Origin of the sequence: Cytobacillus oceanisediminis 2691 (assembly GCF_007678455.1) — a bacterium.
Taxonomy (GTDB): Bacteria; Bacillota; Bacilli; order Bacillales; family Cytobacillaceae; genus Mesobacillus; species Mesobacillus oceanisediminis_A.
This window is the reverse complement of sequence record NZ_VEEP01000004.1, coordinates 92,154-106,598: the sequence shown is the minus strand read 5'-3', so window position 1 is coordinate 106,598 and position 14,445 is coordinate 92,154. Positions and strand designations below refer to the sequence as shown.

Sequence of the window (14,445 nt, the reverse complement as noted above, 5' to 3'; positions counted from 1 at the left end):
ATAAAAGAAAGAATCAGAGGTATTCTTAGGAGGATGACTCAATGAATGTAATTAAAATTTCGCCGCGCGGCTATTGCTACGGCGTTGTCGACGCAATGGTCATTGCCCGCAATGCTGCATTGGATAAAAGCTTGCCGCGACCTATATATATACTGGGAATGATTGTCCATAACAAGCATGTTACCGATGCATTTGAAGAAGAAGGCATCATCACTCTGGACGGAAACAACCGTAAGGAGATCCTCGAAAAAGTTGAGGGCGGGACAGTTATTTTCACTGCGCATGGAATCTCCCCTGAGGTCAGGGAGCTTGCCAGGAAAAAAGGGCTGGTATCGATTGATGCTACATGTCCGGATGTCACGAACACCCATAACCTGATTCGCGATAAGGAAAAAGAAGGCTGCGAAGTCATTTACATTGGCAAAAAAGGGCATCCAGAGCCAGAGGGTGCCGTTGGCGTTGCTCCCGGAATCGTCCATCTTGTAGAAACAGAAGCTGATGTGGAAGCATTGAATTTACATGCTGAGAAATTGATTGTTACCAATCAAACAACCATGAGCCAGTGGGACGTTGCCGAGATTATGGAAAAAGTAAAAGAAAAGTATCCACACGCAGAGGTGCACAGAGAAATCTGCATGGCAACACAGGTACGGCAGGAGGCCGTGGCAGAGCAGGCGAAAGAAGCGGATGTCCTGATTGTCGTGGGTGATCCAAAGAGCAATAACTCCAACCGCCTTGCCCAGGTATCACAAGAAATCGCCAGTACTAAAGCCTATCGGATTGCCGATATTACCGAACTTGAAATTGATTGGATCAAGGATGCCGAAACAGTAGCCGTCACTTCCGGCGCATCGACTCCGACACCAATCACAAAAGAAGTCATCACTTTCCTTGAACAGTTTGACCAGGAAAACGAAGCAACCTGGGTAAAAGAGAAAAAGGTGCCACTCTCTAAAATTCTGCCGAAGGTTAAGAAAACCGAAGCAAGTGTATAAGATGAAAGCAGCCCGAAAGAATTCGGGCTGCTTTTTTGGTACGAGAGGCTACTGCTTCCGACTTCCATTCTGAATTTGGGCTAGCTCCTAGTTCTGCAAAAGATGCATTAGATAAAAGTAAAAGGGTCAGTGTCAATTTCTGAAGCCAAGAACTGGACATCATACCCTTTTTCCTTACAGAGCCTTTCCATGACGCTGGCGGTTCCTTTTTTCATGATTTTTTCAACATTATGTCCGGGATCAATCATGTTCAAGCCGTCCATCAGTGCGTCATGTGCAGTGTGATAATAGATATCGCCTGTTATGTACACATCAGCTCCCCGGAACTTTGCCTGAGTGAAGTACTTATTCCCGTCACCGCCAAGGACAGCTGCTTTTTTCACTTTAGCATTCAAGTCCCCGACTACTCGCACTTTGTTGACACCAAGCGCTTCCTTCACAAAGTTTGCATAATCTCCCAGGGTTGTCTCCTCGACTTTTCCGATTCTGCCCAGTCCAAGCTGTTCTCCGCTATTCTCCAGTCTATATACATCATAGGCGACCTCTTCATAAGGGTGCGCTTTGATCATAGCCTGGATTACCTTCTTTTCGATACTCTGCGGAAAAACCGTTTCAATCCGGACTTCATTAACTGCTTCAAGCTTTCCCTGTTCGCCGATATGAGGGTTCGTGTTTTCCCCGGGCAGGAATCGTCCCTTTCCTGAGGCTGTGAAGGAACAATGTCTATAATCACCGATCGCCCCTGCCCCTGCATTTCCTAATGCCTCACGGATTTGCTCTGCATTTTCCTCAGGTACAAAAACAACCAGTTTTTTCAGCTGGTCTTCATAAGTCGGAACCAGTACCTGGGGATCCTTAAGGCCAAGTGCCTCCGCAAGCAGGTCATTCACTCCGCCTTTTGCGACATCAAGATTTGTATGTGCAGCATAAACCGCGATGTCATGTTTGATCAGCCTGGCAATCATTCTGCCTGCCGGTGTGTCCGTCGCGATTTTTTTCAATGGCCGGAAAATCGGCGGGTGGTGGGCAATGATTAACTGAACATTCTTTGTGATCGCCTCTTCTACCACTTCCTCTGTAACATCGAGAGCGATCAGGACATTTTCAACCGGCTGGTTCAATGCCCCAATTTGCAGGCCAATCTTGTCGCCTTCCATCGCGAAGGCTTTGGGTGAAAATTGTTCGAAAAGCTGGATCACTTCATGCCCATTTACTTTTTTCACTGGAACGCCTCCTCTGCCATTTTAAGTTTCTTCTCTAATTCCCTCTTCTTGCTTTCTGTTTCTTCATTTTGTACAGCTTCATCCAGCTGCTTTAATATCCGCTGCCAATTTTTTATCTCTGCGTTCCATTTTTCCATGAATATTGCAGATTTTTCCCTCAATAAAATTGGGCCAAACAGAATGCCATTTTCGAGATTGAAGCCCTGATATGCTTTTAATGGTTCGCCTTTTTCGGCAACAAGGATTTCGTAGATCTTTCCATCTTCTTTCAGGATTTCTTCTTCTACAAGCTCCCATCCGTTGTCAATCAGCCACCTGCGCACTGCAAAGCTTCCCACATTTGGCTGTAACACCAGCCTGGTGACTCCTTCGAGCTTCGATTTCCCTTTTTCCAAAATAGATGAGATCAATGTTCCGCCCATGCCGGCAATCGTAATGCAATCCACTTCTCCTGGATCAATCACTTCGAGTCCGTCACCCTTACGGACGGTGATCCAGTCTGTTAGATTTTCCTCTCGAACCTGCTCAAGGGCAGATTGGAACGGTCCATTGGCGACCTCTCCTGCAATGGCCTTCGGAACGGCCCCCTTTTTAACTACATAACAAGGAAGATAGGCATGATCGGAGCCGATATCGGCAAGCCTGGCACCTTGCGGAATATTGTTTGCAACGGCATTCAGCCGGTCTGAGAGCTTTTCAGCATTCATAAAAGTCACCTACTAAATCATATTTTACTTTTATAAGTATATGAAAACCGCCCGCCCCTTGTCCAATCATCGAAAAAAGCTGACGGCAGAGAACTGGATTGCGGACTATTTAAAATAGTAAAGGCCCTCTGCAAAAAGCAAAGAGCCTTTAAAAAATTACTTCAATTCTTTTACGATCCATTCAGCCATTTGTTCTTCCTTGCCTGCAGCCATTCCAGGAGGCATGTTGCCTTTACCATTTGTCAGAATGTCTTTGATTTCGTCTTTGGAGTACTTGCTGCCTACACCTTTTAGCGCGGGACCAGATACACCTTCATACTGGTTGCCGTGGCAGCCTGCACAAGTTTGCTGGTAAAACTCCTCTGGGTTCACTTCAGCAGTTTCTTCGGTCTTTCCGCCGCCTTCTTTTTCCTTCGTAAGATCCTTAGCGTCACCAAGACCTTTGAAAGAAAGCAGGAACATCAAGCCGATCCCCATTACCATGATCAATACAAACGGGATAATTGGATTACGATTCATCATATACCCTCCTTTATGTACAACATCAACTAAATAATGATTTCACACAGATATTATTTTACTTGAAAAACGTTTACAGGGAAAGTAAAAAAGCAAACTTTGTCACACATGTTCACAATTTAGACAAAAAACTCCATCAATTGATGAAGTTTTGATGATTAAGGCATATTTAGGTTTCCCTTTTAGCAGCCAATTAATCTTGCAATCACCATTCTTTGGACTTCAGATGTTCCTTCGCCAATCTCCAGCAATTTCGCATCCCGCATATAGCGCTCGACCTCATACTCCCGCATATATCCGTATCCACCATGAATCTGTACAGCCTGGTCAGCAACTTCCATCGCGATTTCTGAAGCATATAGCTTACACATCGAAGCTTCCTTCGAGAACGGACGTTTCTGGTCCTTCAGCCATGCCGCCTTATAGACCATATTGCGTGCAAGTTCAATTTTCATTGCCATGTCAGCAAGCTTGAACTGGATTGCCTGGAACTGGGAAATCGATCTTCCAAATTGCTGTCTTTCCTTTGCATATTTCAAAGCCTTTTCATAAGCAGCCTGTGCTACTCCCACTGCCATAGCACCAATGCCAATCCTGCCGCCATCAAGTGTCACAAGGAATTGCTTGAAGCCTTCCCCTTTCTTTCCAAGCAGGTTTTCAACCGGGACATGGACATCCTCCATCACCAGCTGTGTTGTATTCGAGGCATTCAGGCCCATTTTTTCATAATTATCGATGACAGTGAAGCCAGGTGCATCTGTAGGCACAATAATTGCACTGATTTCTTTTTCTCCATCCTTATTGCCTGTGATGGCAGTCATTGCAAGATGTTTGGCATAACTTGCATTAGTGATAAAGTTCTTGCTTCCATTGATGATGTATTCACCATCCACTTCTTTGGCTGTAGTCTGTGTCCCGCCTGCATCCGAGCCAGCATTAGGTTCAGTAAGCCCAAATGCGCCCAAAGATTCACCTGTACAAATAGGTGTCAGGTATTTCTGCTTTTGTTCTTCTGTGCCGAATAGGTTAATAGGAGCTCCGCCAAGGGATATATGTGCTGAATAAGTAATGCCGGTGGAAGCACATGCCCTGCTCAACTCCTCGGTTACAATGGCAAAGCTGACCGTATCAGCGCCTGCTCCACTATATTCCTCAGGGAAAGGCAGCCCGAGCATACCGAGTTCACCCAGCTTCTTAAAAATTTCTGTCGGAAACTGTTTCGTTTTATCCCTCTCAATCGCTCCAGGAGCTACTTCTTCCTCGGCAAATTCTCTAATCGTCCTTTTAATCATCGCCTGTTCTGATGTTAAATCAAAATTCATTTCCATCCCCCTCAAGACATTGAATGCGTTTACATTCTACATTATAAAGGTGAACAGACAATTTTCTCAACATTTAAAAACTTTTAAATTTTGAATTATTATATGAATATAGCAACTAGCAGGACAATTAATCCTGCAATTCCCGAAACTTTGAATGACACCATCTTCCACTTCATGCCTGCAGCAAGCCATAACAGACAGTTGAGAGCAGTGATCAAATAGAGAATAGCATGTTTGTCTGGAAATAGTATTTCACCCGCCTGAATGGATGTGATCAATAAGAGGAGTCCCGAAGATAGCAAAATGACTAAATCAAGATAAGAATTCTTCAGCATATAAACAGCGATTAAAACGGATGTTATTCCAAAAAATATTGTCAAACCGATTTGCAAAAAAAGGGACAATTCAGTAAAATAAAATAAAAAAACTGAAAGCGATAACAATCCAATCAAAATTATCCTAAGAAGATTCAAAGGTCTATGGCTATTTTTGCTGATTGGCTCCCCCTCTGAACCTCCTTCAGTATATAGGTTCAGGAGAAAGTCACAATAATGATCCGGCAGCAGCCTGCTTTCTTTCCAGTATTTGATTTCATTCGTAATGATTTTCCTGCGATGGTCATCCATTTATCGGCACATCCTGTCTCAAACATTTATACAGAAAAAAAGGAATAATTTACTCTTATTTTAAAAAGTAAATTATTCCTTGGCAATCCTATTCTAAAAAGTCTTTTAATCGCTTGCTTCGGCTAGGGTGTCTTAGCTTACGCAGAGCCTTAGCCTCGATCTGACGGATCCGTTCGCGTGTAACCCCGAAAACTTTACCTACTTCTTCAAGCGTACGTGTGCGCCCGTCATCCAGGCCGAAACGCAATCTCAGGACGTTCTCTTCACGGTCTGTAAGCGTATCTAGGACATCCTCCAGCTGTTCCTTCAGCAGCTCATATGCTGCGTGTTCTGAAGGAGATGTAGCATCCTGGTCTTCAATGAAATCTCCAAGGTGTGAATCATCCTCTTCACCGATTGGTGTTTCAAGTGAGACCGGCTCCTGGGCGATTTTAAGGATTTCACGGACTTTTTCTGGTGAAAGGTCCATATCTTCACCAATTTCTTCAGGTGTTGGTTCGCGTCCTAAGTCCTGCAGGAGCTGTCTTTGCACACGGATCAATTTGTTGATTGTTTCGACCATATGGACAGGGATCCTGATTGTCCTCGCCTGGTCAGCGATCGCACGAGTGATAGCCTGGCGAATCCACCAGGTAGCATAGGTACTGAACTTGAACCCTTTTCGGTAGTCGAATTTCTCAACTGCCTTGATCAAGCCCATATTCCCTTCCTGAATCAGGTCAAGGAATAGCATGCCTCTGCCTACATAGCGTTTCGCAATACTTACGACAAGTCGAAGGTTTGCTTCAGCAAGCCGTCTTTTCGCTTCTTCATCGCCCTGCTCGATTCTTTCAGCGAGGTTGATTTCTTCCTCTGCAGAAAGAAGGTCTACTCGGCCAATTTCCTTCAGGTACATTCTTACCGGGTCATTAATTTTGACACCGGGAGGAACACTTAAATCATTCAGGTCGAATTCTTCATCGTCCTTGGCAAGCTGTTTGATGTCCGGATCTTCCTCTTCATCACTTTCGCCGACAAGTTCAATTCCCTGTTCACCGAGGAATTCGTAAAACTCATCCATTTGATCGGAATCCAGTTCGAAGCTTGAAAGCCTCTCTGCAATATCATCATAAGCAAGGACACCTGTTTTCTTGCCCAGTGCCGTTAACTGGTCTTTCACTTGTTCAACTGTCACTTCATTTTCGGTGACTTCTTTAGAACGGGCTGACTTTTCAGCCATATGTCCCCCTCCTTCCAAAAATCAAAAACAATCAGCATAAGCTTTATAATGTCTTGCGCAATTGGATAATCTCTGTTGCGATTGCCGCAGCGCGCAAAATGTCGTTTTGACGTTCTGCCTGTTTTTGTTCTGCCATTTTTTCCTTTATTTTTAACATTTTTTGATAATTCAAGACCTGCTTGATATAATCAGATAATTCCTGATCGCTGATTTCCTCGTTCAGAGGCATCATCTCAATATCAGCAACAACCCTTTTTAGCTTATTATCCTGAAGATAATTTAAGAACGCACTTGGATCAGGGTCATGTCCTTTTTCATAGTATGCAAATAAATAAGTAATAATAGCCTGGTGTTCATCAATATTCATCATGCTTCCTGCCAGCATTCCCTGGACCTTGTAGGTGACGTCTGCGTCTCTCATCATATGGAAGATCAGCCGTCTCTCAGCCGTATGGTATGCCGGCTTAAGCTCTGCTTTCCTTGTATAGGCCGCTGGTCTTGTTTCGGGACGTGGCTGGTTTTGTTTTCTGGGAGCTGAAGCCTGTTCCAACTGGTTAAGCTGTTGGATCAGAGCATCAAGCGACAGCGAGAATTCATTTGCCAGCTGACGCAGATACAAATCTTTTTCTACTGCCTTATCAAGTTTGCTGATTTCTTTAAGTACTTCTTCGATATATTGAAGGCGATCTCCTTCATTCTGAAGGTTTTTTCCTCGACGGTAATATAGTAATTTAAATGCCATCAAAGTGGAGCTGGACCCAATAATATCGTTCCTGAACTTTTCTTCGCCATGCATCTTTATGAAATCGTCCGGGTCCATCCCGTCCGGCATGGTCGCTACCCTGACAGCGAACCCTGCCTTCGACAGCATGTTAGAGGCCCTGAATGCCGCTTCAATACCGGCTTTATCCGAGTCATAACATAGCGTTACAGCCTGCACATTTCTTTTGAGCAAGGAAATATGCTCTTCGGTCAACGAAGTCCCCATCGTGGCGACTCCGTTTTCTACCCCTGCACGGTTGGCGGAGATGACATCCGCGAATCCCTCGAATAGAACAGCTTGCTGCTGTTTCCGGATCGAGCCGCGCGCAAGATGAAAATTATATAAAATTTTACTTTTATTAAAGATCTGCGTCTCGGGACTATTCAAATATTTGGGCTCTTCGTCCCCCATTGCTCTCCCTGAAAACGCAATCGTATTACCCTGATGGTCCAGGATTGGGAACATAATCCTGTTCCGGAACCTGTCAAAGTATGTCCCATCGTTTTCCCTCTGGATGACCAATCCTGCCTTAGCCATCACCCCAGGCGAAAAACCTCTTTTTTCAAGAAGTTTCACTGCAAAATCCCAGGACGGCAATGCATAGCCTATTTGGAACCTGTCTATAGATTCCTCGGTGAATCCCCTATTCAGAAGGTACTCCAGGGCATCCTGGCCCTCTTTTGTGTTTACCAGCAAATGATGGTAGAATTTACGCAAGAGTTCATGCGCGTCGATCATTTGCTTCGAACCTTCAGGCAATTGCGGATTCCTGCTGGCTGTTGTGCCTTCTAGCTTCAGTTCAATATTTGCCAATTCGGCAAGTTTTACTGCAGCTTCCTGAAAAGACAGTCCATCGATATCCATCAGGAATGAAAACACATTCCCTCCAGCTCCACAACCAAAGCAGTGGTAAATCTGCTTGTCAGGTGAAACCGAAAATGATGGGGAATTTTCTCCATGAAATGGACAAAGCCCAAAATAATTCCGGCCCTGCTTTTTCAATTGGACATAATCACCAATGACATCGACTATTTCAACCGCCTGCCGGATTTCATTTACTTTTTCCTCGGCAATCCTCTCTGCCATATGCATGACCCCATATTAGTTGTGATTCCTTGAACATATCTTAAAATTCGACAAAAGCATGTTCAATTCCTTCATGAATTTTTCTCTGTCTTTTTCGGTGAAAGGTTTTGGGCCTTTCCCGTAAAAACCCTGCCTCCTGGCCTTGGCAGAAATATGCCTAAGCTCAAGTGCAGTCTGGATTCCTTTTTCTTCGTATAAACTTCCCCTCGGGGAGATTGTGTAAACCCCTTTCGCAATGAGTGTAGATGCAAGCCCAATGTCTTGCGTCACTGCAAAATCACCTTTCTTAACGTGATTCATTAAATAAAGGTCTACAGCCTCCTTATAGGAATCGACAAAAACCCAGTTCTGCCCCTGAAGATCATTCTTCATATGAGCGTATGAAGCCACAAAAACAGCTTCGATGGAAAACTTCGAAGCAATTTCGACAATTTCCTTTATGACCGGGCAAGAGTCTGCATCCACAAAAAGGGACTGACTGTTGATTTCACTAGTATTAATTCTACATCACTCCGCATATTCCTTCTTCAGGAATGTATTTTTTACAGGGAATTTTGTCGAATTTTTTCGCGGTCTACATCTTGACAACTGATAGTAAATAGTTTATTCGTAATCTGTCAAGTCTAAACCTAAACAGATACATTTTTATCACAATTTTTTATTATAGTATAAGAACGCCTATTTTTCCATTATTTTTTCTCGAAAATCATCAGTGTTTAGAAGTGGAAGCTGAGGTGCGCGAAATTTTCGAGAACAAAATGGCTTCATAAAAAGAATGCTCTGTTAAACAAGACTGTTGATTCTTAATCCAGCCACTTAGTTGTCCTCAGGGTGGCGCTTAACCCGCAGGACAATGAGAAACTTCCACGAACTTGTCCACGAACGAAGAAAATACGTAAACCTTTTCGAGGAGTCTCCGCGCTGCACTAAATTAACAGGACATAAAATTTAACAGAGCAAAAAGAAAGCACATACAAAATATGTGCTAATTGCCTATCTGCCTGTTTCGGACGGTATGGAGGATGACATTGGCCGTTTCTTCTACGGCTTTATTTGTCACATCGATTACTGGGCATCCGATTTTTTCAACAATTCCGTCAAAATACTGTATTTCTTCTTTTATTCTCTCGATATTGGCATAAATTGCCTGGTCATTCAATCCAAGGGAAATCAGTCTTTCTCGCCTGATCTGGTTTAACTTATCAGGCGTAATTCTAAGGCCAAAGCATTTTTCCTTTGGAACAAGGAATAATTCTTCCGGAGGATCAACTTCAGGTACAAGCGGCACATTCGCCACTTTGTATCGCTTATGGGCCAGGTATTGTGATAAAGGCGTCTTGGAAGTTCTTGAAACCCCCACAAGGACGATATCTGCTTTAAGTATGCCCCTTGGGTCGCGGCCGTCATCGTACTTAACCGCAAACTCGATGGCTTCGACTTTCTTGAAGTAATCTTCGTCAAGTTTACGGACAAGACCAGGTTCATATAATGGTGTCTCGCCGCTAACTACCTGGATCTGCTGCATGAGCGGACCTATGATGTCGCATGCATAAATTCCCTCTTTACTGGCAGACTCCTGCAAATAATCGCTGATTTCAGGCTTAACCAATGTGTAAGCGATCATTCCGTCATCATGCTTGGCCATGGAGATGACTTCATCGATATGTATTTTATCCTCAACATAAGGAAATCTTTTTAGAGATACATCCAAATGTTCGAATTGGCTGATGGCAGCCTTTGTCACGAGCTCTGCTGTCTCGCCGACAGAGTCAGAAACCACATAAATAATAGGTGTTTTATTCATTCTCCAATCAACCCCTTCTCCGCCTTGATTCTTATTCTTCTCCCAAGGCAACAAAAGCCTTTGTAATGTTTGTCTTTGTCAATCTTCCAACAATCTCATATCCTTCATCTGTATCCTTGATGATCGGCAGGGCATCAATCTGTTTTTCAATTAATTCCTTTGCAGCATCAATCAGCAGATCATCCCGCCTGCAAACTGTTATATTCGGCATCCTTGTCATGATGATATTCACTGGCAGCGTGGACAGCTCCTGATTCCCGATGCTTGCCCTCAATAAATCTTTCCGGGACAGCACACCTACGAGTTTCGAAGTCTTATCTACCACGAATAATGTACCTACATCCTCAAGGAACATCGTAACAATCGCATCATAGACAGATACATTTTCAGGGACGACGACCGGAATGGACTGATAATCCCTGACAAGGATTTTTTTAAGATTCTCAGAAAGCAGCTGATTACCGGATTTTCCGGTATAGAAGTACCCGACTCGAGGTCTGGCATCCAAATATCCCGCCATCGTCAGGATGGCAAGATCAGGCCTGAGGGTAGCTCTGGTCAGATTAAGTTTTTCTGCTATATGTTCTCCGGTGATCGGTCCGTTATCCTTTACGATTTGCAGGATCTGCTCCTGTCGTTTATTCAGTTCGATTGTCCTCACCACCCATCGGGATTTTCTATTTATCCCGTATTCTTGGTTTTCAGCTTTTCCGAGATAGCCTCATTAGCTGACACTGAGGATTTATGTATTACAGGTTTCCCGAAAAAAGCTTAATAAGATTATTATATACTACATGAGGTAACCAAAAGAAAGAATTTTTATAACCTTCTTATCAATCTAATGACTTTTTCTCTTCTCACAGATCATACCTAATAAAAAAGTACTTATTAGAGTGCCTTCCCATGCAGGAAGGCACTCTTTCAGTTCACCGATCTGTTTCTGTGAATAAAGCATGCTATTTTACGACGATATCATTCACCTTGCCAAGTTTCATGATCAGAACCGCTAGTGCTGCCATTTGATTCAGGCGATTTTCCCGGACATCAGGGTTTTCTGCCATAACCATGGTATGCTCAAAATAATCATTGATTTCCGGCTTGATTTCAGCCAGCAGCTGATAATAGGAAGCTGCATCCATTCCATCTTCAGCCTTCTTGCCGAGTTGAAGATACTTTTCATATAACTTTTGCTCATACTCATTTTCGAAGCGTTCCGGTTCGATTTCACCAAGCACTTCTTTCTTGCTGGCAATATTCAAGACCCGGCTCAATGCTTCCATATTTTCCTTAAAGTCTTCCTTGCCGCTGGCATCCTGAAGTGCCGCTGCTTTATCCATAAGGGCAGAAACGATACCAATTTCCCCGCCAAGTACGGCATCGATGAGATCGTAGCGGATTCCCCGCTCCTGCAGCATGTGCTTGACTCTCAGCTTAAAGAACTGGATAAGGTCATGGTATACCTCTTCTTCAGAGCGCTTGCCGATTCCTGCTTCAGACACAAGGTTAAGCGATAAGCCGACAAGGTTTTCAAGGGTGATGTCCCACTTCTTTTCCATAAGCGTCTGGACAATACCTGCCGCCTGTCTCCTTAATGCATAAGGATCCTGTGAGCCGCTTGGAATGATGCCAAGTGAGAAAAACGCAACAATCGTGTCAAGTTTATCGGCGATTGCAACCAGTGCACCTGCAGGTGATCCTGGAATAGAGTCATCCGCATTGCGAGGCATATAATGCTCGTTGATTGCAGTTGCCACATCCCGGCTTTCGCCTTTTTGCAAAGCGTATTTTTCTCCCATTATTCCCTGAAGTTCCGGGAATTCGTAGACCATCTGTGAAACCAGGTCGAATTTGCTGATTTCCGCTGCTCTGTCTGCGGCGCTTACGATCTCAGGTGCAAAATCCATTCTTTCAGCAATCAATCTGACAAGCTTGCGGACACGATCTGATTTTTCAGCGATTGTGCCGATTTCTTCGTGATAGACAATATTCTTTAATTTTTCTAAAGCTGATTCGATCTGCATTTTTTGATCTTCTTTATAGAAAAACGCAGCATCAGCCAATCTTGCTCTTAATACTTTTTCATTTCCGCGGGCCACTTTTTCGATATGGAGGTGGTCACCGTTCCTGACAGTGATGAAATGAGGAAGAAGCTCCCCTTCTGCTGACTTGACAGGGAAATATCTCTGATGCTCCTTCATGGATGTGATCAGGACTTCACTCGGGATTTCGAGGAATTCTTCTTCAAAACGGCCATATAAGGCTGTTGGATATTCGACCAGATTATTGACCTCTTCCAGCAAGTCTTCATCTACTGGGATTACCCATCCGTTTTCTTCCTCAATTTTTTCAAGCTGGGAAGTAATCGCGTCTTTGCGCTTTTGTGCATCTGCGACCACATACTGGCCCAATAATACTTCTTCATATTCTTCAGGAGCTGATAACTGAATTTCCCCTTCTCCAAGAAAGCGATGGCCTCTTGTCGTACTGCCTGTTTGAACACCGGCTATTTCAAAAGGAATGATGTCGTTGCCGAACATAGCCACAAGCCATTTGATCGGGCGGACATAACGAAGTTCAAGATCTGCCCAACGCATGTTTTTCGGAAAGGTCAACCCTGTGATAATCGCTTTTAACTCAACAAGAAGATCAAAGGTTTCCTGCCCCTTGATAAATTTCTTTACATGGGCATACTCTACGCCGTTGATTTCCTTGAAATAAATATCTTCGACCGTCATTCCCTGTCCGCGTGTGAAGCCCATTGCTGCCTTGGACCACTTGCCATCCTCAGTTAAAGCGATCTTTTTCGCAGGTCCTTTTGCCTCTTCCTCGCTATCCTCCTGACGCTCATCGACATTCGCGACAAGCAAGGCAAGCCTGCGAGGTGTCGAGAAGATGCTGATGCCCTCAAATCCAATATTATTTGTATTCAGCCAGTTCTCTACTTTGGAAGCCAGCTGGTTAATGGAGTCGGTAATGAATCTTGCAGGCATTTCTTCAAGACCGATTTCAAGCAATAAATTCCGTTTAGTCATTTTTAACCTGCTCCTTCCTTTTAATGATTGGGAAGCCCAGTTTCTCTCTTTCTTCATAAAAAGTCTTCGCAACTTTCTTGGCAAGGTTGCGGATACGGGCAATATAACCCGTTCTTTCTGTTACGGAAATAGCACCGCGCGCATCAAGAATGTTAAAAGTATGCGAACACTTCAGGACATAATCATAGGCAGGATGGACAAGCCCTTCATCCATCTGGCGATTCGCTTCCTTTTCGTAAATATTGAAAAGGTTGAACAGCATATCTTTGTCAGAAGTTTCAAATGTATACTTGGAATGCTCATATTCAGGCTGACCGAATATGTCCCTCACTGTAAAACCGTTTGTCCACTCAAGGTCAAAAACATTTTCTTTATCCTGGATATAAGACGCAAGGCGTTCGATTCCGTAAGTAATTTCAACAGATACTGGTTTGCAGTCAAGCCCGCCTACCTGCTGGAAATAGGTGAATTGGGTGATTTCCATTCCATCCAGCCATACTTCCCAGCCAAGACCAGCGCAGCCAAGTGACGGGTTTTCCCAGTTATCTTCTACAAAACGGATATCATGTTCCAGCGGATCAATTCCGAGCGCTTTCAGGGAATCCAGGTAAAGTTCCTGGATATTGTCTGGAGAAGGCTTCATGATCACCTGGAATTGATGATGCTGATAAAGCCTGTTCGGGTTCTCTCCGTAGCGGCCGTCTGCCGGGCGGCGTGATGGCTCTACATAAGCGACATTCCATGGCTCAGGTCCAATTGCCCGCAAAAAAGTATATGGGCTCATCGTTCCTGCCCCTTTTTCGGTGTCATAAGCCTGCATAAGGACGCATCCCTGTTCAGACCAGTGTTTTTGCAGTGTTAAAATCATGTTTTGGATATTCATCTTTACACCTCCGGAAAATTTTCAGTTCAAGTTTATGGATCGATTATCTTTACAACAAAAAAACTCCCGCCCCCTATGCATCGTTTTCATGCATAGGGACGAGAGTTTACCCGCGGTTCCACCCTATTTGCTGCCAGAAAGCAGCCACTTTAAAAGTGATGTCGCTCCGGAACGCCTTCCTTACTTTCTGCCACCCGGCTCACACCATACCCGGACTCGCTAATGCAGAGGGAGTTAAGTACTCTTTTCCTTCACAGCAACATATG

13 protein-coding genes and 1 other annotated feature are annotated in these 14,445 nt (G+C 44.1%); of the genes, 1 reads left to right on the top strand and 12 read right to left on the bottom strand.

Going from position 1 to position 14,445, the window contains the following annotated elements:
• Positions 1-41: 41 nt before the first annotated feature.
• Positions 42-995: a 4-hydroxy-3-methylbut-2-enyl diphosphate reductase gene (locus FS736_RS09625; RefSeq protein WP_144476177.1), complete on the top strand. Its 954-nt coding sequence runs from the start codon at positions 42-44 to the stop codon at positions 993-995.
• Between the two features lie 107 nt (positions 996-1,102).
• Here the strand turns inward: FS736_RS09625 and FS736_RS09620 are convergent, their stop codons facing one another.
• The 12 genes from FS736_RS09620 to glyQ form a co-directional block, all read right to left on the bottom strand.
• Positions 1,103-2,218, bottom strand: a complete 1,116-nt coding sequence (locus FS736_RS09620) for a Nif3-like dinuclear metal center hexameric protein (protein WP_144476176.1) — start codon at positions 2,216-2,218, stop codon at positions 1,103-1,105.
• Positions 2,215-2,925 (bottom strand): tRNA (adenine(22)-N(1))-methyltransferase, encoded by a 711-nt coding sequence (locus FS736_RS09615; protein WP_144476175.1) that lies wholly within the window; start codon positions 2,923-2,925, stop codon positions 2,215-2,217. The genes FS736_RS09620 and FS736_RS09615 overlap by 4 nt, the downstream gene beginning before the upstream one ends.
• A 156-nt stretch (positions 2,926-3,081) precedes the next feature.
• Positions 3,082-3,444: a cytochrome c550 gene (gene cccA, locus FS736_RS09610; RefSeq protein WP_144476899.1), complete on the bottom strand. Its 363-nt coding sequence runs from the start codon at positions 3,442-3,444 to the stop codon at positions 3,082-3,084.
• A gap of 182 nt (positions 3,445-3,626) precedes the next feature.
• A complete protein-coding gene (locus FS736_RS09605) occupies positions 3,627-4,766 on the bottom strand; it encodes an acyl-CoA dehydrogenase family protein (protein WP_144476174.1) in 1,140 nt (379 codons plus the stop codon).
• Between the two features lie 98 nt (positions 4,767-4,864).
• On the bottom strand, positions 4,865-5,392 hold the full coding sequence (locus FS736_RS09600) for a hypothetical protein (RefSeq protein ID WP_144476173.1): 528 nt from the start codon (positions 5,390-5,392) through the stop codon (positions 4,865-4,867).
• Between the two features lie 88 nt (positions 5,393-5,480).
• Entirely contained in the window at positions 5,481-6,611 is a 1,131-nt protein-coding gene (rpoD, locus tag FS736_RS09595) for an RNA polymerase sigma factor RpoD (RefSeq protein ID WP_144476172.1), read from the bottom strand.
• 43 nt (positions 6,612-6,654) lie between these two features.
• Positions 6,655-8,460, bottom strand: coding sequence for a DNA primase (gene dnaG, locus FS736_RS09590; protein ID WP_144476171.1), 1,806 nt, complete (start codon positions 8,458-8,460; stop codon positions 6,655-6,657).
• A gap of 15 nt (positions 8,461-8,475) precedes the next feature.
• Complete coding sequence (locus tag FS736_RS09585) at positions 8,476-8,925, bottom strand: YaiI/YqxD family protein (RefSeq protein WP_144476170.1); 450 nt, start codon at positions 8,923-8,925, stop codon at positions 8,476-8,478.
• Positions 8,926-9,445: 520 nt separating this feature from the next.
• Entirely contained in the window at positions 9,446-10,264 is an 819-nt protein-coding gene (locus FS736_RS09580; protein WP_144476169.1) for a pyruvate, water dikinase regulatory protein, read from the bottom strand.
• 31 nt (positions 10,265-10,295) lie between these two features.
• Positions 10,296-10,928, bottom strand: a complete 633-nt coding sequence (locus tag FS736_RS09575; RefSeq protein WP_144476168.1) for a helix-turn-helix transcriptional regulator — start codon at positions 10,926-10,928, stop codon at positions 10,296-10,298.
• Positions 10,929-11,220: 292 nt separating this feature from the next.
• Positions 11,221-13,296, bottom strand: coding sequence for a glycine--tRNA ligase subunit beta (gene glyS / locus FS736_RS09570; RefSeq protein ID WP_144476167.1), 2,076 nt, complete (start codon positions 13,294-13,296; stop codon positions 11,221-11,223).
• Entirely contained in the window at positions 13,289-14,179 is an 891-nt protein-coding gene (gene glyQ / locus FS736_RS09565) for a glycine--tRNA ligase subunit alpha (RefSeq protein ID WP_144476166.1), read from the bottom strand. Before glyQ ends, glyS begins: the two co-directional genes overlap by 8 nt.
• Before the next feature lie 91 nt (positions 14,180-14,270).
• Positions 14,271-14,443 (bottom strand) — a binding site (T-box leader).
• Positions 14,444-14,445 lie beyond the last annotated feature (2 nt).